General features: G+C 68.2%; 20 protein-coding genes and 1 pseudogene. 13 read left to right on the top strand and 8 right to left on the bottom strand.

Going from position 1 to position 21,431, the window contains the following annotated elements; genetic code table 11:
- Positions 1 to 73: 73 nt before the first annotated feature.
- Positions 74 to 838: an endonuclease domain-containing protein gene (locus JYK18_RS34735; RefSeq protein ID WP_206807623.1), complete on the top strand. Its 765-nt coding sequence runs from the start codon at positions 74 to 76 to the stop codon at positions 836 to 838.
- A 635-nt stretch (positions 839 to 1,473) separates the two neighbouring features.
- Here the strand turns inward: JYK18_RS34735 and JYK18_RS34730 are convergent.
- Genes JYK18_RS34730 through JYK18_RS34720 form a run of 3 tightly spaced genes read right to left on the bottom strand, consistent with a single transcriptional unit; the run spans position 1,474 to position 4,293 of the window.
- Entirely contained in the window at positions 1,474 to 3,030 is a 1,557-nt protein-coding gene (locus tag JYK18_RS34730) for a hypothetical protein (protein ID WP_206807622.1), read from the bottom strand.
- A gap of 8 nt (positions 3,031 to 3,038) precedes the next feature.
- Entirely contained in the window at positions 3,039 to 3,395 is a 357-nt protein-coding gene (locus tag JYK18_RS34725; protein ID WP_206807621.1) for a hypothetical protein, read from the bottom strand.
- Between the two features lie 58 nt (positions 3,396 to 3,453).
- Positions 3,454 to 4,293 (bottom strand): ESX secretion-associated protein EspG, encoded by an 840-nt coding sequence (locus tag JYK18_RS34720; RefSeq protein ID WP_206807620.1) that lies wholly within the window; start codon positions 4,291 to 4,293, stop codon positions 3,454 to 3,456.
- Positions 4,294 to 4,853: 560 nt separating this feature from the next.
- Between JYK18_RS34720 and JYK18_RS34715 the strand changes: the two genes are divergently transcribed.
- The 5 genes and pseudogenes from JYK18_RS34715 to JYK18_RS34695 form a co-directional block, all read left to right on the top strand.
- On the top strand, positions 4,854 to 5,348 hold the full coding sequence (locus tag JYK18_RS34715) for a YbaB/EbfC family nucleoid-associated protein (RefSeq protein ID WP_206807619.1): 495 nt from the start codon (positions 4,854 to 4,856) through the stop codon (positions 5,346 to 5,348).
- Positions 5,349 to 5,366: 18 nt separating this feature from the next.
- On the top strand, positions 5,367 to 5,678 hold the full coding sequence (locus JYK18_RS34710; protein ID WP_206807618.1) for a type VII secretion target: 312 nt from the start codon (positions 5,367 to 5,369) through the stop codon (positions 5,676 to 5,678).
- The gene (locus tag JYK18_RS48125) at positions 5,675 to 6,919 is read left to right on the top strand and encodes a hypothetical protein (RefSeq protein WP_206807617.1); all 1,245 of its coding nucleotides are present in this window, start codon (positions 5,675 to 5,677) and stop codon (positions 6,917 to 6,919) included. The genes JYK18_RS34710 and JYK18_RS48125 overlap by 4 nt, the downstream gene beginning before the upstream one ends.
- Before the next feature lie 26 nt (positions 6,920 to 6,945).
- The gene (locus JYK18_RS34700) at positions 6,946 to 7,428 is read left to right on the top strand and encodes a SitI3 family protein (RefSeq protein ID WP_206807616.1); all 483 of its coding nucleotides are present in this window, start codon (positions 6,946 to 6,948) and stop codon (positions 7,426 to 7,428) included.
- 188 nt (positions 7,429 to 7,616) lie between these two features.
- Positions 7,617 to 7,988 (top strand): annotated as a pseudogene (locus JYK18_RS34695) (hypothetical protein); the annotation flags it as partial.
- 307 nt (positions 7,989 to 8,295) lie between these two features.
- Here JYK18_RS34695 and JYK18_RS34690 read toward each other — a convergent pair.
- The 3 genes from JYK18_RS34690 to JYK18_RS34680 all read right to left on the bottom strand — a co-directional run bounded on the left by JYK18_RS34690 (position 8,296) and on the right by JYK18_RS34680 (position 10,662).
- Positions 8,296 to 8,964, bottom strand: coding sequence for a hypothetical protein (locus JYK18_RS34690; protein WP_206807615.1), 669 nt, complete (start codon positions 8,962 to 8,964; stop codon positions 8,296 to 8,298).
- Between the two features lie 115 nt (positions 8,965 to 9,079).
- Complete coding sequence (locus JYK18_RS34685; RefSeq protein WP_206807614.1) at positions 9,080 to 9,370, bottom strand: hypothetical protein; 291 nt, start codon at positions 9,368 to 9,370, stop codon at positions 9,080 to 9,082.
- 179 nt (positions 9,371 to 9,549) lie between these two features.
- Positions 9,550 to 10,662, bottom strand: a complete 1,113-nt coding sequence (locus tag JYK18_RS34680) for a DEAD/DEAH box helicase family protein (RefSeq protein WP_206807613.1) — start codon at positions 10,660 to 10,662, stop codon at positions 9,550 to 9,552.
- Between the two features lie 261 nt (positions 10,663 to 10,923).
- On the opposite strand from JYK18_RS34680, the gene JYK18_RS34675 reads away from it, so the two are divergent.
- The 7 genes from JYK18_RS34675 (at position 10,924) to JYK18_RS34645 (ending at position 17,798) form a co-directional block, all read left to right on the top strand.
- Positions 10,924 to 11,475 (top strand): hypothetical protein, encoded by a 552-nt coding sequence (locus tag JYK18_RS34675; protein ID WP_206807612.1) that lies wholly within the window; start codon positions 10,924 to 10,926, stop codon positions 11,473 to 11,475.
- A 116-nt stretch (positions 11,476 to 11,591) separates the two neighbouring features.
- Complete coding sequence (locus JYK18_RS34670) at positions 11,592 to 13,160, top strand: ATP-binding protein (protein WP_206807611.1); 1,569 nt, start codon at positions 11,592 to 11,594, stop codon at positions 13,158 to 13,160.
- 43 nt (positions 13,161 to 13,203) lie between these two features.
- Positions 13,204 to 14,001 carry a hypothetical protein gene (locus tag JYK18_RS34665; RefSeq protein ID WP_206807610.1) on the top strand — a complete coding sequence of 266 codons (798 nt, stop codon included), beginning with the start codon at positions 13,204 to 13,206 and terminating at the stop codon, positions 13,999 to 14,001.
- Positions 13,994 to 15,190 (top strand): ImmA/IrrE family metallo-endopeptidase, encoded by a 1,197-nt coding sequence (locus JYK18_RS34660; RefSeq protein ID WP_206807609.1) that lies wholly within the window; start codon positions 13,994 to 13,996, stop codon positions 15,188 to 15,190. The genes JYK18_RS34665 and JYK18_RS34660 overlap by 8 nt, the downstream gene beginning before the upstream one ends.
- 449 nt (positions 15,191 to 15,639) lie before the next feature.
- Positions 15,640 to 15,912: a hypothetical protein gene (locus tag JYK18_RS34655; RefSeq protein ID WP_206807608.1), complete on the top strand. Its 273-nt coding sequence runs from the start codon at positions 15,640 to 15,642 to the stop codon at positions 15,910 to 15,912.
- A gap of 128 nt (positions 15,913 to 16,040) precedes the next feature.
- A complete protein-coding gene (locus JYK18_RS34650; protein WP_206807607.1) occupies positions 16,041 to 17,279 on the top strand; it encodes a hypothetical protein in 1,239 nt (412 codons plus the stop codon).
- A 144-nt stretch (positions 17,280 to 17,423) separates the two neighbouring features.
- Positions 17,424 to 17,798 (top strand): hypothetical protein, encoded by a 375-nt coding sequence (locus JYK18_RS34645; protein ID WP_206807606.1) that lies wholly within the window; start codon positions 17,424 to 17,426, stop codon positions 17,796 to 17,798.
- Between the two features lie 854 nt (positions 17,799 to 18,652).
- Here JYK18_RS34645 and JYK18_RS34640 read toward each other — a convergent pair.
- Together JYK18_RS34640 and JYK18_RS34635 are read right to left on the bottom strand one after the other, a co-directional pair.
- Positions 18,653 to 21,040: a tetratricopeptide repeat protein gene (locus tag JYK18_RS34640; RefSeq protein ID WP_206807605.1), complete on the bottom strand. Its 2,388-nt coding sequence runs from the start codon at positions 21,038 to 21,040 to the stop codon at positions 18,653 to 18,655.
- A 13-nt stretch (positions 21,041 to 21,053) separates the two neighbouring features.
- Complete coding sequence (locus tag JYK18_RS34635) at positions 21,054 to 21,377, bottom strand: hypothetical protein (protein ID WP_206807604.1); 324 nt, start codon at positions 21,375 to 21,377, stop codon at positions 21,054 to 21,056.
- Positions 21,378 to 21,431: the final 54 nt, after the last annotated feature.

Raw genomic sequence — 21,431 nt, 5'->3', positions numbered from 1 at the left:
CGGAGTTTGAGCCGGGTCACGGCCTGACCAGCGACAACGGCAGTTTGCCGGGACTGTGTGTCATCGTGGGTGAATGCAAGGCGGTGTGCCTGAAGCCCGCGTAGTCGACGGCTTGCTCGTTATGCCGCGCGGCGTGCCGGTGGTGTGGCTTCCGCGGGATGGCAAGGTCGTCGCGAAGATTCCCGCGCGGAAGGGCAATCGGCGCTGGCTGCATAAGACCGTGCGCATCCGTTCTCCCCGCCTCGTGGATGACCGGTGGCTCTTGCCGCGTAACTGCCTGGTCAGGTTGGTGACGGCGGCGATCGACCGGTACGGCTTCATCGCGGTGTGCCGGGACATGTCGATGCTGTCGCGGTGCAACCGGGCGTGCCTGGAGGCGACAGGGTTCGAGTGCGACTGCTCATGCCTGGGCGCCCACCACGGAACGGATTCCGCCGGCTGGTTCGAGCGCGCCGGGGACGCGATGGTCACCGACCTCGGTGAGAGCAAGCGCACCGTGATTGTCTACGGCGCGAAAACCGACGATGCTGCACCAGCGATCTACCGCGGAGAGCTACGTGGCCAGCTCTATCGGCCTGACCCGGTCGGCCGCCGAGGCTGGCCCCTCGCCAGTCGATTCACGTGCGCGTGCTGTATGAGCATGCGGGCTCGCGTGTGGGACCACTGCCACACGCATGGCTGTGTGCGTGCACCGCTGTGCAACACCTGCAACACCCGCCACTGGGGCGGCTGGACACCCGAGCGCGGCCGGGCCGTACCCAGTTCCAACTTCGACACCAGCTACTACGCCTGGTGCCCCCGGTACGACGACGAGCAAGCGACACCATGCAGCGCCTAGCGGAACGCCGATTCACGCGCGACCGGTGGGGAGGTCGCGGCCGGGTCGCGGGCGAGCCAGGTGATGGCAAGGTGGGCGCGTCGCTGGTCACGCTCATGGGCCTTGAGCCGTTCTCCTGCGCTGGGGTGTCGACCGAGACCCTCAGGTCCTCGTTGATCAGCCCCACGGTGCCGACCGCGACAACCGACGGCTCCCCGTGTCGCCGGTAACCGGGGCACGTTCCCAGGACAGTGCCCCGGTCGGCGGAGTCCCGTGTCCCAGTGCGAGTGGTGCGCGGTGATGCGCCTCGAATGGGCACCTGGACAGAATCGTGAGGATGCGGGTGTGGGAGTTCGGGGTGCTGGCTCGGGGTCAGTTGCGGGATGATGGCGCCGCCGAGAGCCCTGGCGACGAAGCGAGCAGCGTCGGAGCCGCGCCACGGCCGATCTCGCGAGCGTCAGGACCAATGCCGTGCAAGCATTGCCCCACTCGAAAGTTTCGCCTCGCCGCGGGCGGTAACCACCCAGCAGGAGAGGCTGCGTCGTGGAGAGCTGAATTGCCGATCATCACCACCTCGGGCTCGGCCGGGCCATTCTGGGCCGCCAGGGCAGCGCTGCGGGCCGAGTCCTGAGTCCTTGCGTGTGAGTTGCTCGTTCTTATGGACGACGGTGTTGTTCAGCTGCCCAGTCACCGAGCGTCGGCTGGACAGTTTTCTCGTCTGATTCGAAGATCTCGGGAGTTTGGTGGTCGATCAGGTATGGCGGCGCTTTGCGTTCGTCGTCGGGTTCAGCCTTGCGGTTTCCGCCGGGTGCCGTTGGTGCCATGGGGTCGCCGGTGCGGCCTGCGCCGGCGCGCACTTCGTTGCTCCGGGCGCTCGTTTCCGCGGGGGAGTTGAGCAGGCGCGGGGTCGCGCCGGTTGATTTGCCGCCGCTTCCAGGGGGCGCTGAGGGCGGGGGGACTGGAGCGGGCCCGGGTTTGCTCGTGGTGGTGCGGGGAGATGAGGTGGTGGCTGGCGGCGGTGGCGCAGGTCCGACCATCACCGGCGGCGGCATTGTGGGAGGCAACGACCTTCCTGGCGTGGCGTTGGGGAGGTGGGAGTTGCCCGGGGTGATCGGCGGTGTTCCGTGGCCGGTGTCCATCGCGGCGGCCGCGGTTGCGTCGGTTGCCGGTGTTATCACTCCGGTAGCAGGGGCGCCAGGACTGGGCACAGTCTGGGCTGGGCTGGGCAGGGATGGTTGTTGAGCCGGTTCTGCCCAGTTCGCTGCCGGGGCGGATTTCGTCGATGTGCCTGGATGGGGCTGAGCGGTGTGACCAGCTGGCTTGTCGAATTGGTTATCGACGGCCACGGGCGCAGGTTCGTCGTGCGGGAGGGCTGGTAGAAGTGGGAACTCGGTCGTTGACGAGGTTTGCACCAGTTGCTGGTCGAACTCGGTCATCGTTTTCGCAGCTTTGAGACGGTTGTTCTCTGCGGCCACGATCTCGTTATACTGGTGAGTCGGGGTCCCGCCCTGTTCGAGGATGATGTTGATGTCATCGGGGGACATTTTGGTCACCGGTATTCCGGCCATGATGTGCTGGGTGTTGCTCAGCGCATTAATCTGTTCTTGCTGTTGTTTCCCGCACAACGCGGCGGCGCGGGAAATGCTCTGCGCCCACGTAGCAACGCTGGTCAGATACGCGCGAGCCTGGTCGCCTCCATGGCCAACCCATGCGGATTCGCCGTATTCGACGCTGGCAGTAATCGCGTTGGTCACTTTATCCTGAAGTTGCTCGAACGCGAACTTCGCGTTCCACCAGCACTCGGCGGACAAGATCATCTTTTCGATGCTTACATTCGATCCGATGACGTGATTCATGAACTCGTGATCATAGACCTCCCAGGGCGTTGTGGGCGCCGTGCCGGTGGAACGGATTACCACTCCGTCGATTACCTGCCTGGGCGTTCCGGCGTTGCCTACGTCCCATATGCGAAGGACCTTCAGCGCGAAGAGTTGTCTGTCCGCCCAGTCATCCTCGTCTTTATGGAACGCGACTGCGGCGGCGTTGCTCGCTGTGTCGAAGTCGGACTGTGTAAGTGGTCCAGCGAAGTAGGGGGTTCCTGGGTCGGCAGAGTGGAGGTAGAACGAACTGGTTGGGTCGTAAAGGGGGTGCTCCGGGTCAGATGTTTGATTGATGAGGTCGACGATTTCGCCGTCGCCGAGGCCGTCTTCCATGAGATCAATCACCCCTCGGTGTCGGCGATTTGCTTGGCGTTCGCCTGTTCAAGCGTTTGGTACCGTAGTGCGGCGCGTTTGATGATGTCGGCAAGGTCGGCAAACCCCTGACGCGTATGATTGAGTTGCTTGTGAAGGCCGACGTCGTCGGTCATGGTGTTGTGCATGTTGTTTGCGGCCCAGTGAGCTGTCGGCGAGTTGCTCAGCTTGGGGTAATCCCATGCCATTTCCACGTCCACCGTGACGTTGCAGAGGGCGTCGATGGATTCCGTGATCGCAGCGAGAATTTGCTGGGCGTGCTCGTCAGAGACACCAAATGTGTGGAGAGGACTGCCAGCGGCGGAGCTATTGGGTTCGGAGTGCATCGTTTCCTCGGAATGACTATCTGGCGTGGGCGAAACACGCGAGGATGAGACGGCGTTTTCAGTACACCTGTCGCACGGCGCGGGTGATCGACTCGCGCAACTCCCGGTCACCTCCTGGGCGGCAGCAGGTCGTGACGCGGCCGTCGTCGTGGTGGTGGATGCTGGTCAGATACCGGCCCTGATCACTGTCGAACCAACACAACATGTCGGCGTCACGCTTCGGCCTGGTGGCGGAGTTGGCGACGACCCGGAAGTGCCCGACACCGGTCCGCGGGAGTTGCTGGAGGTCGCGGAATCGGTCGTGTTCTGATCGGACCGGTCCGTGGAACGGGTTGTCGGGAGGCCGCACCATGGTCTGGACGGGCAGGTTGTCGAACGCGCTGGTCTCGTCGTCGTCGTGTCGTGCACGTTCGGCTCGGCGGGCAGCATAAGCCGACTGCTGTGGCGCAGAGGCGTGCTCAACGGTGGCCGGCGGCCCTGCCCCCGGGAGGGCCGCCGGAAGCTCGTGGCTGAGCCGATGAACCCACTCTTCGTCTGGCAGCAGCGTGAAGTGCGTACGTTGATCGCCCGAGTCTTGTCGCACGATGAGCGCTTGCGAGCCGTCGGTCAACCCCAGCGACGCGAACCCGTCCTCGCCGTATTTTCCTGCTATGCCGACCGCGACTCGGTGCTGCTTGAACAGGTCGAACGCTGCGCAGACATGAGTGTTTATCCGGCCTCGGACGGACAGTCGCCTCGTGGCGAGTTGCTGCTCGGCGACGCGTGCGGTGTGCGCCAATCGCGCCGGGTTGAGATCGACGCCCGGGAAGGACAGGGGGTAATGGCGAATCTCGACGTTTTGCACTAATGCAAGGATGCGGGCTTCGAGTCCATCGACGATCGTGAATTCAAACGTCACCGACACCCAGGTCCCCCACCGGTTGCGCAATCACCTGGTGACGCAGCTTACGCCCTCCCTATCCGCAGTAGTTCTCGGTCCACTCGATCGGGTGAGCTTCTCGAGAAATGAGCGATGTCTGGTGGAGGCGTGTTCTGCCTGGTCGCATCGTCTTCGGAGTGGGTCCAGGCGGCCGCAAGGGACGCGTCCGGGTGGCGCGCACGGATCAACTGAATCCTGGGTGTGATCGTCCTTCTGTCGCAAGAAGAATGATCAACCAGGGGCTTCGATCATGATCAATAGGCGTCGGTCCTTCCACTTCAGCCGTTCAAACCCAAGCTGGTCTCGTGCTTCGGAAGTCGCTAGCGGCCGTGCGAGGCCAGGTGTTGCGCTGACCTGCGGTTTACCGCCTGGCGAACCGCTGTGAACAGCGAACCGGACTGCTCGTGCATAGTTAGGGTCAGGGGTTCCAGTCCCTTGGCTGTTCCGGTGAATGGCGTTCTTCCGGTGTCGGGAAACATGGCTGGTATTCACTTGTTTCGGCTAATCCGGTTCAGGGCAAACCCGGGTAGGGTCCTCGCATGAACCTGGAACTTCCCGACGATCTGTTCCGTGGCGACCCCGTCGAGATCGAGCGCGGCTTGGACGACTGGGTGGCCGGGTTCGAGCGCAACGCGGCTCGCTATCAGGAACTGCAGCACCGAGTTGATGACGTCCGGGTGTCCGCGAGCAGCCCCAGCGGAGTCGTCACGGTCACGGTGGACGCGAACGGCTCGGTCGTCGATGCAACGTTCACCGAGCGCGTCCATCGCACGTCGCCGCAGGAGCTTGGAGCTCAGCTGATGGGGGCCATCAACCGCGCGAAGGCCGAGATCGCCGGCCGGGTGCGTGAGGTCGCCGACGACACGCTCGGTGCGGACGCCGGCGCGAGCGCGGACCGGATCGTGCGCTACTACCACGAGCGATTCCCTTCGGCTGGGGAGTCAACGGAGGCGTCACCGCGGGTCGACCGCCGGGTGGCCGATGACGAGGAGGGGGACTTCGGTGGAGGTTCGATCTACGACCGGAGGCGATGACCGGATTGTGGTGGGACCGTGACCGGCTTCGAGGTGATGGGCGGCGATCTGCGCGCCCACGCCGCGAAGGCGGAGGCCCACGGGGCGAAGATCGGCCAGGCGGTCGATGCGGCCGGGCAGGTGATGAGCGACGACGCCTACGGACTCATCTGCCAGTTCCTTCCCCCGCTGTTCAACGAGCTGGAGCAGACAGCGAGCGCCGCGCTGAAGGCGGCCCAAGACGGGCTGGGGGAGACCGCGGAGAATCTGCGAACGGCCGCGGACCGGTATGAGAGCCAGGATGGTGAAGCGAAGCTGACGATCGCCGGCTTCGTCGGAGAGCTGGAGTGACCGACAATCCGCTGGTGGCGCCGGTCGACGACTCGACCGAGTGGCACACCGGGATCGGTATCGCCGAGTCGATCAGCGATCTGGTGCAGGGAATCGAGAGCGGGAACTGGGTCGATATCGGCCTCGGCGCGGTCACCACGGGCCTGGAGGCCCTGAGTGTCGTGTTGGACCCCATCGGCTCGGTGGCGTCCAACCTGGTCTCGTTCATCATCGAGCACGTAGAACCGCTGCAGGACGCGCTGGACAAGCTCGCCGGCAACGCGGACGTGGTCGCCTCGCAAGCACAGACCTGGCAGAACATCGCCAAGGCGGTTCGGGAAGAGGGCACCGCGTACGGCACCGAAGCCACGACCGACACCGAAAGCTGGGTCGGCAAGGCGGGCGACGCCTATCGGGCCCGCGCCACGACCACGGCCACCCTGATCGGTGCCGCGGCACAAGCGGCCGACGGTCTCGGCAGCGCGGTGCGGATGGCGGGCGTGGTGGTCGGCGTCGTTCGGGAGACGGTTCGGGACCTGATCGCCGACCTGGTCGGGCGCCTGGTGGTGTGGGCCGCCGAGGCCCTGACAATCGTGGGCGCTCCCGCGGCCGCGGCGCAGGCGGCCACTGCCGCGGCCAAGTGGTCGGCTCGGATCGCCCAGATCATCAAAAAGCTGGTGCGCACGCTGCAGAACCTGGTTCCCCTGCTGCGCAAGCTCAAAGAGCTACTCGACCAGATCCGCAAGAAGATGGACGACCTGCGCAAGGGCAGCGGCGGCGGGAACAAGCCCCCGAACGAGCCCACGAAACCGACCGGCCACGGAGGCGACCACACCGAACCTTCCGGGCAACCCGATCCGAACGCCGAGCCCGAGGGGCACCCGACTCGGATTCGGGAACAGGACGACGCCGAGACCAAGCGATCCTTGCAGCGGGAGAACGAATCGGCGACCACCCTGGCGAAGGCGGGGTACAAGGTCGAGCAGAACCCGGACGTCCCGGGGGACAAGAACCCGGACTACAAGATCGAAGGCGAGGTCTTTGACAACTACGCGCCCAAGACGGCCAACGCGCGCAACATCGCCTCGGAAATCCAGGGCAAGATCGACAAGGAGCAGACCGAACGGGTGGTGCTCAACCTGGCCGACAGCAACGTCGATCCCGAGAAGCTGCGCGCTCAGTTGCGTGACTGGCCCATCGAAGGCCTCAAGGAGATCAAGGTGATCGACAAGAATGGCAACGTGGTTAACTTCTATCCCTGACGCCTCAGGCAGCAAGGACGACTCAGATGGCCCTATCGTACAGCCTCGAACTGGCGACGCGATCCTCGAGCGAGGCCGTCGCCCGCGAGATTCGTGACGTGGCACGGGAACTGGGGGTGTTCGGCCCGGAAGTCACCGCGGAGAAGGTGCTCGAACAGGGTGTGGCCACCACGATCGGCACCTGGATCCGCGTGGTCGGGACCAAACCCCGGCCCTGGAACCCGGTGAGCGCGGACCTCGGTTTCACGCCTACCGTGTCGATCGCCTTCCAGCTCGATAAAGAACGTGACATCAGCCGGCAGCAGGACGATGTGATCCGGTTGGTGTCCGGCCTGTTCACCCGAGTCAGCGGCGACGCTGTCCTCCATCACCAGTTCGAGGTGATCTGGCTGCTGCGCCGCGACGGTGTGTTGATGGTGAGCGAGCAGCAGGACATCTGGCCGCCGCGTCGCCTGGCTGCCCTGTCGCAGCCCTTCCAGCGCCAGACCCACGCCTTCGCCGAAGTGTGACCTGCCGACGGAGTCCTGGTTGGCGCCGGAACCAGTTCCGGCAGTGCATGCACTGAGGCCGCTGTCCCCTTGCGGTGCCGGCCCATTGTCGGACGCAGCCGAACGAGGAGGCACCAGCGGAGGTTATACAGGCTACGGCCGGCCCTTCTCCGGTGTTGAGCATCCGCTCGAGAGAAGCAATGCCGACGATAGCGACCAGACCGCTCGGCGCCCGATCGCACGAGTCGAAACAGTCGATTATCGGTGGCATCGGCCTCGCGGTGCTCACGGTCGGTGCGCTGGCCGTTTTCACGACCACGGGCTCACCCCCGCGGGCCAGTGCCGACAACCCCGACCAGAGCCAGTTCGTCGACATCACCACCGTCGAACCGAACGTGAACGAGCCGGACGCCCAGCAGGACGCCTCCACCGGCACCTTCACCGTCGACTGCGGCCGCAACGAGAACGGGCACTTCAACCCGGACAACTTCATCGCCCAGCCCGGTGTCCGCAACGGCGCCCAGCACCTGCACGACTACGTCGGCAACCTGTCCACCGACGCCAACTCGACTGACCAGAGCCCGCGGGGTGATGGCTAGGCTGGCGGCGACACGCGCAGGTGGTTGCCCGCGCGGGCGTGTGCCGGACCGTCGGGCTCGGGTTGATCCAGTCGGCGCGCTTGCTTCGGGGAAGTGACCAGCACGGCGGCAGCGCCTGAATGGGAATCGCGACTGGTTCGCCCGTCGCGCCGTCCGCGGCATCCTCGACCAGGCGATCCAGTACTTGCGGGGCGCGGCACGCGCACGGTCGGGGCGCGGCGACGGTCACCGACTTCGGCCTCGACGCCGCCGGGTGCAGGGAGTCGCCCGGACGGCGTTCCTCTGTGGCTCAGGCGCCTGCCGGCACGCGTTCGCAGATGTCTGGTGCGGTCGTGGGCGTGGCGTGCGGTCGCCTCGGCGTCAGCTGGCTGCCTGCGGTGTCGGCTGTTTTGCCACCGTGGGCACGCTGGTGCGCGAGACGCCCGGCGTGCGGACGGCGCCGTTCGGTGAACCCGTCAGGCCCCTGGATGAGCGCCGTACGCAGGTCTGCCGTGTTGAGCCCGCGCAGTCGCAGGTGGTGTTCTGCGGCGTAACCGCGGTCGAGCAGGTGGTGCACCGCCTCCGGGTCATCGTCGATGAAGGCCGCGAGGTAGCCGCGCCGGACTCGTTCGTTGACGATGCGGCAGTGCGCTTGTTTGATCACCGCCGCCGCGGGGGCGGAGGTGTCCCGGTAGAACAGTGCGGCCCCGGCGGGAAACTGGTGCTCGGACAACCAGTGGCGGGTGGCGGGCACGGCGAAGTAGGGCCGGGTCGTCGAATAGACCACGGTGAAACCGGCTTCCACGGCGGCGTTCGCCAGGTGCCACCCGGTTGTCAGCACGGCCGCATCACCGCAGTGGGAGAAAAACTCCTGCCACGCCTTCCGCCGCGGGCCTGGCGCCCGCAGTACGCCCGCGTGGGCGGACATGTCGGCCAGCACACCGTCGATATCGAACACCGCAACGCCGCCGTGGCTCATGCCCGCGGACTCTACGACCAACTGGTACCCGCGCAGGTCTGCGACATTCACCCGTCCCGGGCATCTTGCCCGCCAGCGGCCGGGGGAGTGCGATGTCCCCAGGCTCGAACGTGAGCTACTCAGCGCCGCCGACGCTGGCCTCATCCACGCGCGCCAGGATCCGCCGGGCGTGGGCTCGGGCGAACAGGTACTCGGGTGCCGTCGGATCGACGGGGCGGCGGGCGAGCAGTTGCGCGGCGACGTGCGCGCGGCGGGCGAACCACGCACGGACGCCAGGCATCAGCCGATCCAGCACCGGCGTGGGCAGCGCTGCCAGCGACGCGACGTCGACCCGCTCACGGGCCGCGATGCGCCGGATCAGATACTGCTCGTCGAGCGGGCGCTGAGCGAATCGCGAGGTCGGCATAGGAGCACGATAACCGGTCAGACATGACCCTGCTGCTGCGCCGCTGCCCCGATCTGGATGGCTCCACCGCGCCGGAGCAGGCCGGAGTCGGGAGTGCCCGGGTGGTAGCTCGCACGTCCGCGGCGGCTTTCTGCAGGGGTTCTGTACCCCGTGGCTCGGAGCGCAGAACCCCTGCGAGGTTACTTGGCGGGTTCGTCTCGCTGCAGCGGCTCCGTGCGGAGCGTGGGCAGCCACTGTGACGGCAGCGCGCCTTCAACGGCAAAGATGGCGGCGAGGTCCGCGGGCGTGAGAGAGGCGGGGTCGCGTGTCCGCGCGGTACGCCACGCCCGGACCAACCGGTCGAATAGGTCGACGACACTGTCCGGCCGAATCACATACACATGGCTCTCAGCGACGGCGTGCGCGCTGGCGTGGATCCGGCTCTGCGGAGTTACCAGGAGCGCGGCAGAGTCACCGGGCGCGGTTTCGGCGCGCTGGCTGGCGGTGAAGCGCAGATGCCCTCCCGCCTGCCGGGCGGCCTCGGCACCGAGTTCACCATCCTCTTTGGCTTCGCTCTTGGCCTCCCAGGTCAGCCAGGTGGTGTTACCGAAGATCCAGACCGCGTCCGGTGCGGCGGTGTTGTTGCCGTTGCCCTCGCTCGGCGCGGCGCCGGCGAGCTGGCCGAGGAAGACCAGGGCGGCTTCGTAGGGTTTGTGGGGCGTGTCCAGCAGCGCGGCGCGGGCCTGCTCGATGTCTGTATCGAACACCGTCGGCTTGGCCAGCCGTACCGCGTTGGCGAGCACCCCGGTCATCGCCTGTTCGTCCGCGTTTTCGGCCGCGTGTGCGTCGTCGAGCAGCAGCAGTTGCGCGTCGCCGATCCCTGAGTTGGTGTTGAACACGTGGCTGTAGACGCTGACCGCGATCGCGTTTGCCGCGGTGTAGCGGGCCCGGTCGGCCCTGTTCCAGTTCCGGACTTTACCGATCAGCAGCACGTTGGGGATGTCGTACTCGGTGAGCTTGTCCGCGGTCTGCCGGGCCAGTTGACGGGTCGGGCACAGGTAGGCGACCCGTTCACGGAACGCGCGGCGCCGGTAGTCGCCGATGAGCCCGCCGACGAGTGTTTTGCCCGCGCCCGTCGGGAGTTCGATCGCGACGTCACCGTCGCCGGTGTGGTTTTTGTGCCAGTCCTGCAGCACGGTTCCCTGGTGAAACCACAGGGAATCAGGGCCGTTGTTGGTCTCGGCGAGTTTGCGGTAGAGCTGGACGGGATCGCGCGGGATGGCGGCGGTGCTGCTCGAGCGTTTGAACGCCATAGGGTTTGTCGTCCTTCAGGGTTTGCAGAGCCGGTCGCCTGCGACCAGACCAGAGCGGTGGCAGGTACGTCAACATATTGGAGGCAGCCGTGCGCGTGTCGGGAACTGCTTCGCCGCTAACCCGGTTCAGCTGAACCGCTGCGTAATCGTCGAGAGCTGTTCTGCGTTCAAAGTCGGACAGCCGCGTCTTTTGTTACTGGGAGCGCCCCTGCCCGCCACCGAGTTCCTGCGAGCCGCGTGCGTTGTCTAGGCTGCCGTGCCATGGACCCCGGTGATTGGGCTGGATGGGTGGCGGCGGGTGTGGCGTCGGCGGCGGCTGGTGTGGCGTGCTGGCAGGCGCGCGAAGCACGCTTGGCCCGGCAGGCGGCCCAAACGCAGGCCTGTGAGGCAGGTAAAGCCCGCCGGGCTACCGAGGAGCAAGCGCGGGTGGCCGGAGAGCAACTGGACTTGCTCCGCGCTGATCGTGACCGCCGGGACGCGCCTGAGTTCGCCATTGTCATCGAGGACTCACATGAGCAGAAGGGGCATTTCTCGATCCGGGTCGTCATCCACCTGGTGACCGGGCCCCTGCTGAAGGACGTGACGGTCGCGATCACCGGCGAGTACGTGTCCTCGACCACGCTCACCCTGTCCGGATTGCGCACGGGGAGTTCGGAAACAATGTGCGTAGCTTGCGAGGACGGCTACGTCGGGTCGGTCGTCGACATCGACCTCATCAGCCGGGAACAGGACGGGGAACGCACGTGGCGCCACCATGAGCGGCTCACGATTCCTGAGCCGCCACCGCGTCCCCGGGTGAGGTTTCTCAGCTGAACGTACGGCTGTGGGCCGGACCGCGTCACGGGCGCCTGCCGTCGGGACCTTGCCGCGATCGGCTGCGGGCTGTGGCGCTGGCGATTGTCGTGCGGTGGGACGGCTAGCATCGATCGATGCCGATCATGTGGTCACGAATTCATGCCGAATTGGGTGTGTCACCAACGCCGCTGACTCACGACATGGTGATCCGGGCGATCGCAGTGGAGATGGCAGAGACCGACGACCTCGACTGGAAACAGGCGCTACCGCCGGAGGTCGAGAAGAAGAGGCTCGAGGTTGCCAAGGACGTCGCCGCGATGGCGAACACCCTGGGCGGTCTCATCGTCTATGGCGTGCGGGAAGACAACGAGAAGGCCGTCGAGCTGACGGGAGTCCCCAACGGTGAGCGGGACCGCCAGGCGCTGCGCTCGTTCGTCAACGGGCGCGTGCGGCCTCTGGTCGACGGCCTCGTGATCGAGGCGCTCGATGGCGAGGACGGGGCACCTGGCGTGATCGCCGTGTTCGTGCCGCCCAGCGCGGACGCACCGCACGTCATCGGGGAGAAGAACGCGCTCGGCGTTCCGTATCGCTACGGAACGGACACACACTGGATGTCGGAGAGCCAACTCGAGCGTGCTTATCGTGATCGCTTCTCCCGCCGGGCCGACGACCGGACGGCGCTACGCGAACTGATCAGCGGCCTGGTGCCGGAGATCGCTGTGGAAGAAGGAGCGTGGGTGGCGGTGTCGACCCGGCCAGTCGCATCGTTGCCACTGTTGCAGGGGCGTGCGCGGCGGGAAGACGCGACCGCGTCGTTGACGGGCGCTCTGCACCTGGCCGCCGAGGTATTCGCGCAGGACCAGGGCCGGATACCGCTGCTGAGACACCTGCCGATCGATGCAGTGAACAATCCGCGAACCGGCCTGAGGCGCTGGGTCATCCGGTCGAATCATCACTCGACAGATCCCCACGAGCGAGTCGACTGGGCGTTGGTGGAGTTGCATCACGACGGGTCCATCGCGATGGTGATCGGGTTGGCCTGGTACCTGCGCGGGGCGCAGCTACCCCACAGCGATGCCGAGGTCGTGCAGGTGCCGTACCGGCTCGTCGACTCCGCGGTCGCGGAGGCGGTCGCGCTGGCGGCCACGCATGTCCGCAGGCTCGGGGGAGTCGGGACAATCTTGGCTCGTGCGGTCCTGCTCCGGGACGAGACTGCGGCCCGGGCACCGCTGGTGGCCATCGACAACGAGCTTGCGGGCGGCATGAGCCCAACTGTTCCATCGTGTTGGGGGTTCACGGGCTGTGCGAGAGCCCGTCGGCGTGGAGGCCGCCTTCGCCGCGCAAGACGATGCCGCCGCGCTGCGCCGGGTCGCCCGCCAGCTTGCCGACGATCTCGATCAGCAGTTCGGGATGACCGGTTCCAGCATCCCCGACCACTAATCCCCGTGCGCGGCATCGCCGTGGCTCAAGGCAGCACCGGATGGCGGCCGGGTCTCGACGCCGCTCTCGCGGGGTGGCTGAGCTGCGGGGGCGGGTCGCAGTCGGCTCAGGATCGCCCGTTCGCCGCGGTACAACCGGGAGGGCGGCCTACTGCCAGGGGAGAGGCCGTGGCGGTCGGTCGTGGAGGCCCGCCGGGCCGAACGCAGAGCGCCGCAACCCGCGAACTGGGCATTGTGTGCGCAAAAATAAAGTGGAGGTGCTAGATTGATCACTTATCAGTAAGTTCCGAGGTGGGCGGGAGGGGCGATGACCGACCAAGAGAGACCGTCACGCTGGGCCGTGGAGCAGTTCGGTGCCGACGCCGCCGAGGTGCTGCGCCATGTGGTCGTTGGGCTGCAACAAGGGCAGCGCACGGCCCGCACGGTGCACGCGGCCGCGCTCGCGGCCGGCGCGCGGGACAACCACGCCTACGGAGCGATGTGGACGGCGCGGTATCACCGGTTCGCCGAGCAGTTCGAGCGAGCGGGCCTGCCGGGCTCTCAGGTGCTCAAGCCCAAGGGCGCCCCTTACAGCCTGGCCGTGGTCCATGATCGCGTGCTGATCCCGTTCCGGCACGCCACCACGCTGAGCGTGCCGATCACCCAGGCAAAACTGCGCACCATGATCCCGCGCCGGGTCTCCCGTGAGCATGGTGTCGAGCCCGCGCCGACGCTGTTCGATGTCCCGCCCGCCCCCGATCCGGAACTGGCCGAGGAGGAGGCGATGGCCGCGGCGATCGCCGCGGCACAGGCCGAGCGCCTGACCGTGGTCTACGTCGCCTACGTGGCCAACGCCGACAGCGATGACATTCTGGCCGCCTGGTGGGGCATTCCCGCCTCGCTGGACGACGACGGCACCCTGGTGTGGTCGCCTGAACAGTTGGACCTGAGCATCGCCGCGCCCGCCGGCGGCGCGGGCCCCGCCCTGCCCGGCACCGCGACCGTTCCCGGGTTCGCCCAGGGCGCGGAACCGCCTCTGCGGTTCGGCTCCCGTCCGGCGCCGGTGCAGCACCCCGCGTCCGAACCCGAACCACCCGCTTCCGAGACCGTGAACGGCGATGACTGACCACACCACCCCAAGCCCGTTCACCACCAGCACCACCGCGCGCCGGCCAGGCGCCCCGCAACCGTCTCCCGCGGCCGTGCACGAGGCGTTCGACCCCGCGCGCCTGACCCAGGCCCGCATGCTGGCCGCCATGACCAAACGCCACCTGGCCGACCTGCTCGGCGTGACTCCGGCCGCGGTCAGCCAGTATGAGATGGGCGCCACCACACCCCGCACCGATCTGCTGCCCCGCCTGGCCGAGGCCCTCGCGGTGCCGCTGGCGTTCTTCCTGGCCGGGCGCCCCTACGCGCGCCTGGACCCCTCCGCGGCGCACTTTCGCAGCCTGCGCTCGACTCGCGCCTACCAGCGCGCCAAAGCGATCGCGCTCACCGAACAAGCGTGGGAACTGACCTACGCGCTGGAAAAACGCATCCAGCTGCCCCCGGTCGACCTGCCCGGATTCGCCGGGGGAGAGGTCCATCCGGGCACCGAACTGTCCGCGGAACCCGCCGCCGCGGCGCGCGAGCTGCGCAGCGCCTGGGGCCTGGGCAGCGGCCCGATCACCCACCTCGTCCGGCGGCTGGAAGCCCAGGGCATCGTCGTGTTCACCCCGCAACGCGACGATGACCTGCGCACGGTCGACGCGTTTTCCACCTCGCGGCTGCCGCGCCCGGTGATCGTGCTGACCCCCAACCGTACCGACGATGTCTACCGGCACCGCTTCAGCGCGGCGCACGAACTCGGCCACCTCATCCTGCACGGCGAGGCCAACCCCGGAGACCTCGACCAGGAACGCGAAGCCGACAAGTTCGCCGCCGAGTTCCTCACTCCCCGCGCCAGTATCGGCCCCGACCTGCCCGCCCGCGCCGATCTGCCCGCCCTGGCCCGGTTGCGCGAAACCTGGGGTGTGTCGGTGCATTCGCTGCTGTATCGCTGCCGCGAACTCGGCATGCTGTCCGACTCCGCGGCCAGCCGCGCCTACCAGCGCCTGCACGCCCTGCGCGAGCAACCCGGCTTCGCCCCCGAACCGCTGACCGGCTACCCCGGCGAACAACCCGCCCTGCTGCGGCAAGCCTTCACCCTCGCCGGCGATACCGGCCTGACCATCACCCAGTTGGCCCGCGAACTCGCCTGGACCGTCCCCCAGGTCCGCCGCGTGCTCGGCCACGACGACCAGCGACCCGTGCTGCGACTGCTCACCCAGGCATGAGCAACGGCACCACCAAGCAGACCAACCCGCTCCGATACCCCCGTGATACAGGTCGATGGGTAACCAGGCCGTTCCCGGCATCTGATGTTTGGCCAGGGCTCGGTAAAAGCTGGCCTGGTGGAAGTTTCGTCCGTTGCGTTTGCGATCGGGTCGTCGACCGGGCACGACTGGTCGAAGAGGTCGATGTGCTCGCCCGCGCCAGCGGTGGGGTCCAGGGGTGGGCGACCCGCTGGTGCCCGCCGAGTAGGACGCGCTTCGGCCCGGCAACGCCCTCTGGTGCTTGACGTCGCCGAACCCGAGCGGGCCGAGACCCGCCCCGAGCTGGGTCCGAAGGCGCTCTTCTGCCTTGTGCCTGAAAACGATGACCGGGCTGTGACCGTCGGGGAGGGGGACGATAAGGGGCTCGCCCGGTCGTGGCGTAGTTCGTGCGACCGGACGAGAATAAGTTGATGGTTGCCGAATCCGCTCGTGCCGCGTTCGCGAAGGCCGCCCGGCGGCAGGCCCTGTCCGCGGATGCGTTCGCTGGCGAGATGAGGGAAGCCTTCCGCGGTACAGTGCACGAGGACGCTGCCAAGCAGCTGGCGAAGAAGGTGGCCGGTACCGCCGAAGACGCAGCGCTGGCCGCCCGGCGAGGCCGGCGCGCCGGGGAGTTCGAGGCGGAGAGCAAGCTCGCCCGGACGCGTGCCGAAGACTTCGTTCAGCAGCACCTGCGCGGCCTATAGACCCCGGCGAACGGGGATTAACCGGGGTGTTGGATTGCTTGAATTAGGCGGGCCACTTCCTGCGCAATTTTATGCCTCGTGCCAATCGTATGCAATTTTCAGTGAATTGTCATTACGCGAGACGATCGTTGTCATTGCTACGAGACGTCACACCGGGATCCGAGCCCGTTCCCCCGTCCGCCGTACTGGTCGGACCGGGTATCCCGGCCGAGGAGGCCGGGTCCGAGCAGTGTGAGACCTGCGGCAGGGCGCTTCCCCGCGCCGAGTCGAAGGCCGGGCAGCCCCTGCGGTTCTGCTACGAGCGGCACACCCGGTGGCGGGTCCCCGACACCAAGGGCGGCACCAAGCTGATGAAGTGCCGCGACGTCGCCGCCGCCTGGCAGGTCGAGGGCGCCACCCGCGGCCGCGCCGACGCGCCCGGCCCGCCGATCGACCTGCTCGGTCTCGGCGAGCAGGTCACCGCGTTCGGGACGACGGCCGCCGAGCTGCTCGCCCCGGCCCAAGCGCTCGCCGAGCTGGCCACCCGGATCCAGTCCGCGCTCGCCGGCGACGTCGCCGCCGGCCGCCGTGCCGTCGAGCGCATGCAGGCCGCGGTGCGGGACATGCGGGGCCAGGTCACCGCCGCCGAGGCGAAGACCGCCGCGGCGGAGCGGGCCGCCGAGGAGGCGCGGACGAAGGAAACCGCCGCGGTGGCAGCCGCCGCCGAGGCCGAGCGCACCGCGACCGAGGCCACCCGCGAGCGGGACGAGGCCCGCGGTGAACTGCTGGCCGAGCAGAAACGCCGCGCCGGGGCCGAGGAGCTGCGCGCCGCTGCCCTTAGCGCCAAGGACCTGGCCGAGAGCGAGAATGCGAGCCTGGCCGCCACGGTCACCCAGCTGCAGACGCGGGTCGAGGAAGTGGAGACGGCCGCCGGCGAAGCCGCCCGGGAGCACCGTGAGGAGATCGGCCGCCTCCACCAGCAGCGCACCGAGGCCCTGGCCACCGCGCAGGCCCACCACGACCAGCAGCTGGCCGACCGCGGCCGGCAGCTGGCCCAGCAGCTCCAGCAGGAACGCGAACGGCTCGCCGGCGACCTCGAGCGCGTCACCATCGCGCATGCCGCCGAGCGCGACCGGCTCACCACCGAGCACGCTGCCGAGCGCGACCGGCTCACCGCAGAGCTAGCCACCGTCCGCGCAGAAGCGGCAACCACCGCGACTACCCACACCGCGGCCATCGCCCAGCTCAACCGCGAACTCGGCGCCGCCGGCGCCGCCAGTCAGACCGCGATCACCGCCCTGACCGGCCTGCGCACCCGCCTGGCCGCCCTGCTCGACGACCCACCCGACGACCTCACCGCGCGGATCGCCCGCCTGCTCGACACCTGATCGTCGTCCCCACTGCCCGACTTCCCGGACAGGAGAAACCGTTGCCGTTGCAGGGAAAGTGAGGGCGCCACCAGCGGTCCGGCCTCGCCCGATTTCGGGAGCGCGTCGGCGGCCAAACGCGGGCGGAACCCGCGCTGGCCGTATGTGCCGATCATCAACTACGCGCCGCAGTCCCCAACGGGACGCCGCACCGAGCAGGCGCCCAAGCGGGCCTTCGCCAGCCGTGACGAGGCGAGAGCGTGCGCCCAGCAGGTCATCGACCAGCGGCGGCAGCGTCACGAACGGAAGCTCACGACCCCGCGCCTGCGGGCCTACCGCGACGCCTGTGGCCACCCCCGCGAGATCACCGACTGCACCGTCACCGACGGCGAGCGCACCGGGCAGGTGGTGAAGTCCGCCAACACCGTAGTCCCGGCGGGCGACGGAACGGCCGGCGTCCGGGCGCGCCTGCTGATCGAGTGGCCCGGGAGCGGACAGACCTGGAGCGATTCGACCGAGGTGCGGCTGGTATCCCGCTGACCAGCGCCGGCGACGACGGCCCGCCGCGCGGCTCGAGTTCCGGCAAGGTGCGCGCGTTGGGGCCGCGTGGAGGAGTTGCGCGCGGACCGGCTGGTCACCGCCCGACAACGCCGCGCGGTGCCGCCGTCGAACCGTACCGCAGCGAGCACCTGCGGGGTGAACTACCGCAGGTAGCCGCACGACCCGTCCAACGCGGCCAGGAGCCCGTGATCGCGCGGCAGCCGCGGCGCGGCCTGTGCCACCGCCGACCGCAGGCGAGGCCAGCCGACCTGCTCGCCCCGGCCCAGGCACTCGCCGAGCGGGCCGAGTAGGTCCAGCGGCGCTCGGCGGCGACGTCACCGCCGCCCACCAGACCGCGATCACCGCCCTGGCCGCCCTGCTCGACGACCTATCCGACGACTTCACCGAGCGGCTCGCGCGCCTGCTCGGCACCCCCTGACCATCGCCTAGGGCACATCGTCGAAGAAGCCCGCGAACATGCCGATCACAGCCGGATCGCCACGACCCAGAACTATGGGCATGCCGATCCCGACCACAGCCCTGCTGCCACCGTCGCGGCCCGCAACTGCGTACTGCCTCGTGGCGGGCTGACGCGGGTGCGTACCAGTCGCCGAGATCGCCGCGTGGCGAATCCAGCAGCGGCAGATTGCCGGCGGCGGGCGCTGCCGACCGTACACGCCGCTCTCGCCAGGTTTGAGGTGACGTTCGTCGATCCGCCCACCTCCCGACCAACCCAGGGTTGTCCGGGCTACAGCGGTGGTATCCGGCACGAGCCAACCGGCACCAGGACCGGAACCGTTGACCAGGCCAGCCATCGCTTCGCCGCTGACCAGAACGCTGGAGGCATCCGACGTCTACTGCAGTGTGGCGAGCCATTCGGTCACCGTTGCCGCGGAGTCCGGATCACCTGCCTTTTCGAATGCCGACACCGCTGCCTGCCCCGCGGCCTTCGCCTCCACCAGCTGGCCCGTCTCGAAAAACGCGTTCCCGAGGTTCGTCAGCGCCCAGCCTTCGCTGTGGCGGTCCCCGGTCTCCTGGAAGACTGCGGCGGCCTGCTGATGGGCGGTGATCGCCTCGTCGAACCGACCCACCTTCCGCAGCGCGAGCCCGAGGTTGTCCAGCGCGGTTCCCTCGCCGTGAAGGTCCTTCAGTTCCCGGCAGATGGCCAGATCCTGCCGATGGGCGGTGATCGCCTCGTCGAACCGACCCACCTTCCGCAGCGCGAGCCCGAGGTTGTTCAGCGCGGTTCCCTCGCTGTAGTGGTCCTCCCATCCTCGGTAGATGGCGGCGGCCTGCTCGTGTGCGGCAATCGCCTCGTCGAACCGACCCACCTTCCGCAGCGCGAGCCCGAGGTTGTTCAGCGCGGCGCCTTCGCTGCCCCGGTTCCCAAGTTCCCGGAAGATGGCGGCGGCCTGCTCGTGTGCGGCAATCGCCTCGTCGAACCGACCCACCGCTCGCAACGCAGACCCGAGGTTGTTCAGCGCGGCGCCTTCGCCGCCCCGGTTCCCACGTTCCCGGCAGATCGCCAGACCTTGGTTTTGGGCAGCGATCGCCTCGTCGAACCGACCTACCTCCTGCAGCGCGAGCCCGAGGTTGTTCAGCGCGGCGCCCTTGCCGCGCCAGTTACCCAAGTCCTGGAAGATGGCGGCGGCCTGCTCGAGGACGGCAATCGCTTCCTCGAACCGCCGACCCACCTGCAACGCAATCCCAAGCCCGATCCAAGCGTCGGCGAGCGCCCGGGAAGTGTTGATGTGCTGCGCGGCGTTGAGGGCGTGTTCGCTGACGGCGACCCAATCGGCGACATGACGCCGCAAGTTCAGGTATGCGCCCAGTTTGGCAGCGAGGTGACTGACGAGGTCGTGGTGGCCAGCACCGAGAGCCAGGGCGACAGCACTGGTGAGGTTGGCGCGTTCGCAATCGAACCAGTTCAGCGCCTCGGCACGGCTGGAGAAGGTGTCCAGCACCTCCGTGCCTGGTAGAGCGCGCAGGTGAACATCCGCAGCTTTGGCCACGCTGTCATAGTGTTCTAACAACCGCCGTGTCGCCGGGAGACGGTGCTGGTCGGGGAGGTGGGTGCGGGCGTGCTGGCGGACCAGGTCGTGCATCCGCCACCGCCCACCGGCGTGCTGGAGCAGGTGCGCGTGGCGCAGTGCCCGCAGCCGCGGCTTGACCTGTGCTTCGGAGACGTCGGCGAGGGCGGCGGCGGTAGCGGTGGATAGGTCGGGGCCCGGATTGATCGGGAGCAGGCTGAGCAGTTCGGCGGCCTGAGGGTCGTGCTCGACGAGCCGATGCCAGGACAACTCCAGCACCGCGGCCACCGACCGATCCGCATGCCGCAGCGATTCCAGCAACTGGGGAGCTTGCGCGAGTTCGTCGGCGAGCTCGGCCGCCGTCATCGATGGCTCGTCGGCGAGGACTGCGGCCGTGATCTCCAGCGCCAGGGGCAGGTAGCCACACCAGTCGGCCAGCCGCACCAGTCCCGCACCGTCATCCGCCCGGGGGTCGGTGGGGTTGTTGTGGTGCAGGAGTTGGGTGAACAGGTCGACCGCGTCGGTCATCGGCAGGGTGTCGAGGTCGAGGTGGCGGGTGTGGCCGGGCAGGGTGAGGGTGTCGCGGGTGGTCACCGCCGCCACGTGCGGTGCGGGCGGCAATAGGGCAGCGACCTGGTCGGCGTCCCCGGCGTTGTCCAGCACCAGCAACAGACGGCGCCCTTGTTGTCCCCATCCGTGCAGCAGGGCGTGGTAGGCGGTGAGCTGCTCGGGCACCGTGGCCGGGACCTGTTCGTCAGGCAGCCCCAGCAGCCGCAGTAGCGAGCTCACCACGTCGCGAGAGCCCACCCGCTTAGCGGGGTCGGGGTCGTAGCCGTTGAGGTTGAGCACCACCGCAGTCGCCACCAGCCCCTGCCCGACTGCGCGGGCGGCGGCACGGGTGACCAGCGCGGTCTTACCCACCCCGCCCATCCCGGCCGACACCATCACCGCGCCGGCGCCCCGATCACCGAATGCGGTCAACAGCGCCTCGATCTGCTCGGCGCGGCCAACGAACACCGCCTTTTCGTCCACCTGCACGGCCACCGGCGCCACCGCCGGCCCTTCAGGTGCACCGGTCCGGGCGATGACGGTCATATTGCCCATAGCCTGGTAGATCCGGGCGTGGCCGCTGGCGTTTGCAGCCAGCGACCCGCCGCCAGCGCTGCCGGTTGAGGCATTCGCGCTGGGGTCGTGTTCCGGTTCCGGGGTCATCGGTCGTTGATGGTCATGTCGCCCCCGGCCTGATAGATCTGGGGTCGTCCGTGGCCTCCAGCCGCATCGACACATCCCTCGCGACCGGCGAACCCGCCGGAGCATCGTCTTCGCGCAACGCCGCGGGTGGCGAACCGGCGCGCAGGCGCCGGGCCTGCACCGTGCTCACACTGGACACGCCCAGGCCCAGCACGCTGGCGGCCGCGCCGATCACACTGGCGATCTTGTCCGCGGCCTCCAGCTCGGCCACCGCCACCAGCACACCCGCCTCCGCGACGACCAGCCCGCCAACCAGGATCGCGAGCACAACCCACAGCCGGTCACGCCACCGCGTCATCGTGACCTCCCCTCGGACCTCCGGCGCGCACTCACACCTTTACCTAACGTGATC

It is taken from the genome of Amycolatopsis sp. 195334CR (assembly GCF_017309385.1).
Lineage (GTDB): Bacteria > Actinomycetota > Actinomycetes > Mycobacteriales > Pseudonocardiaceae > Amycolatopsis.
This window is presented reverse-complemented; position numbering and strand designations above follow the sequence as displayed.